Genomic DNA, 2,160 nt, shown 5'->3' on the forward strand with positions numbered 1-2,160 from the left:
CCGCCGACGCCTCGATAATGCCGCTCATGACTTGTGCTACCACCATCGCCCCCCGCGGCGGCAGTGGTGAGACCGCGATGACCGGTGGAACGGGCAGCCTCAGCCGACAAGTTCTCAACCGAACTCGTATTGTTCGCAGCATGATCGCCGCATTGATCCTGTCGCCGTGGTCAGCGCGCATTCGGCTGCCAGCAGTCCGGGAATCCGCACACTAGGCCCGGTACAGACGCGTGGCGGCTCTGGCACTGGCGCTTGCCGGACTGGCGTTTCTCGACTCGCTGAATGTGCTCAACCTGGGAGTGGTCTCGGCCGTCATCTTCGACAGCCGACTGGGTCGTCGGTCACCACTTCCCGGCGCCCTGAGCTACATCGCGGGCGTGTTCGCGGTGACGACCACCTTCGGAGTGTGCACCGTGCTCGGCATCGGCTTCATCACCGACGTGCTCGACTTTCACCTGACACCGGCGATTCGCTTCCGGGGCGAACTGCTGCTGGGGATCGTGCTGATCGGTTTGGCCTACTTCCCGCTGACCGCCCAATCATCGGCACCGGGGTGGGCGCTGGCGGCGATGCGGCAACGGCCGTGGCTGCTGGGGTTCCTGGGATTGGCGGTGGGCAGTGGCCAGGCCCCAACCGCCGTGCCCTACCTCACCGGGTTGGCGATGATCGCCGCGCTCCACCCGAGACCGCCACTGTGGCCACTGGTAGTCATCGCCTACTGGGCGATCGCTCTCTCGCCGCCGCTGCTGATCCTTATCCTGTCGATGAGAAAAACCATGCGAGCCAAGCGCATTCAGCGCGCGATCGTGCGCGGCCTCACCCGCTACGGCCCGATGTCGGTGCGGCTGCTGTTTCTGGTTTTCGGAACCGGGCTCATCGCCGACGCGCTGGTCAATCACAGCGCGCTCTGGTGACGCACCACGGCTTCTCATGTCCCGCACAGCCGGCTGGATTAGCTTGTCGCTTGTGACTGATCGTCGAGAACGCGCGATGTCCTTCGGTTCGATCGCCGAGGACTACGACGGGCTGCGGCCGCACCCACCGCAGCAGGCGGTGGACTGGTTGTTGCCATCCGAGTGCGAGGTGGCCGTCGACGTCGGCGCGGGCACCGGATTGTTCACCCGCACGCTCGTCGGCCGGGCCGCGCAGGTCGTCGCCGTCGAACCCGACGCGCGGATGCGCGCGGTGCTGGCCGAGCGGTCGCCGGAGGTCCGCGCCGTGGAGGGCACCGGTGAGGCGATACCCCTCCCCGACCAGTCCGCCGATGCGGTATTCGTCTCGTCGGCGTGGCACTGGATGGATCCCGAACGCGCCGTTCCGGAGATCGGCCGCGTGTTGCGCGACGGCGGGCGGTTCGGGCTGATTTGGACGAGTCGCGATCGCGATGTGGACTGGGTTCGCGACCTCGACCTGTTGCCCGGCGACGACACGACCGAGGCTGATGCGCCCGACCGATTCCGTCGTCGCCACGAGAACGTGGTGCTCCCCGATCCGCAGATCTTCCACAACGTCGCCCGCGAGGCGTTCGGGTTCGTGCGGACCATGACGATCGACGACGTCGTGGCGATGCTCGGCACGTACAGCCGGGTGATCATCGCCTCGCCGGATGACCGGGCGCAGCGGCTGGACAACGCCCGAGCCCTACTGACCGAACGTTTCCCGGGCACCGACGCGATCGACGTCCCAATGCAGTCCCGCTGCTGGCGCGCCGACCGGATCGCCCGCGGCCGGTAACCGCCGGCGCCTTTTCTTCCGAATGTCGTAGACAGCAAGGGGTTATGCGCGAACTTCTGCTGCATTCACCTAGGAGACCCACGACGCTGCAATGCGTAGGACGATTGGAGCCACGAGTCCGGCAAGGCCGGAATCGAGACCTACCTACAGACGAAGATTGTCTGGGCGCAGATGTAGCGGCCTCAGGCCTGGGGCCCCTCCGGCGGCCAGTGGGTCCCGGGCGACGCCTCGCCGGGGCTCTCGAAATCGCCGCGGGACAGCGGCACCCATCGCTCGCTGGGTGCGGGCTGCTCTTGCGAGGGGAAGTCGCGCAGGCTGCCGGTCGGCTTGGCGTCCCACTTGGCGAACGTCAACGGTGTCTGCAGCCAGGCATGCAGCAGGTGGTAGGCCGCTTCCAGCGATTCGATGTGGGTGCGCTCCCAGCCA

General features: G+C 67.0%; 2 protein-coding genes and 1 pseudogene. 2 read left to right on the forward strand and 1 reads right to left on the reverse strand.

Annotated features, from left to right (window positions below; all coding sequences use genetic code 11):
* Positions 1-230 precede the first annotated feature (230 nt).
* Positions 231-914 carry a GAP family protein gene (locus A5652_RS21815; protein ID WP_067356595.1) on the forward strand — a complete coding sequence of 228 codons (684 nt, stop codon included), beginning with the start codon at positions 231-233 and terminating at the stop codon, positions 912-914.
* A gap of 52 nt (positions 915-966) precedes the next feature.
* Positions 967-1,734: a class I SAM-dependent methyltransferase gene (locus A5652_RS21820; RefSeq protein ID WP_067356598.1), complete on the forward strand. Its 768-nt coding sequence runs from the start codon at positions 967-969 to the stop codon at positions 1,732-1,734.
* 182 nt (positions 1,735-1,916) lie between these two features.
* Here the strand turns inward: A5652_RS21820 and A5652_RS21825 are convergent.
* Positions 1,917-2,160: pseudogene (locus A5652_RS21825) on the reverse strand (osmoprotectant NAGGN system M42 family peptidase); the annotation flags it as partial.

The organism is Mycobacterium sp. 1165178.9 (genome assembly GCF_001673555.1).
Lineage (GTDB): Bacteria > Actinomycetota > Actinomycetes > Mycobacteriales > Mycobacteriaceae > Mycobacterium.